We start from the raw sequence: 438 nt of genomic DNA on the forward strand, positions 1-438 counted from the left end.
ATCGCTCGGCGATACAAAGAAACTTGCGGCTCTCGAATCTGGCCGCGACATTCAGGTTCGTCGCTGCGATGCCGCTATCCAATGGTTCTCTGATCACTGGCCTGCCAGCCTAGCGTGGCCGGCTGGCGTTGTTCGGCCTAATCGCGCCCCTGATCCAAGCAACGAAAGCGACCACGACGCACAGTCCCATGCAGATAAGCGTGCGGCGTCCGACGCGGTTGAAACGAGTCATCCTCTTGCTCCGCTTGAAGAGACCGAACAGGTGCAGTCATGAGCCAGCCAAAAGACGATCCGGCCGATCGCACCCATGCTCTGCGCGAATGTCTTTGGCGCAAGCTACAAACGCTGGACATGATCGCAAGGGAGATCGGCGTCGACATGACCGTGCAATTGTCCTGTCCGCCGGCAATCGTCGTGGTGGCGACCTTTACGCTCACT

At 58.9% G+C, this 438-nt stretch carries 1 protein-coding gene; it reads left to right on the forward strand.

What is annotated here, in order from left to right; all coding sequences use genetic code 11:
* Positions 1–274, forward strand: a 274-nt coding sequence (locus AACY52_RS31535; RefSeq protein WP_339561584.1) for a hypothetical protein, incomplete at its 5' end; no start/stop codon positions are given.
* Positions 275–438: the final 164 nt, after the last annotated feature.

Origin of the sequence: Pseudomonas sp. EA_65y_Pfl1_P113 (assembly GCF_963970525.1) — a bacterium.
Taxonomy (GTDB): domain Bacteria; phylum Pseudomonadota; class Gammaproteobacteria; order Pseudomonadales; family Pseudomonadaceae; genus Aquipseudomonas; species Aquipseudomonas tritici.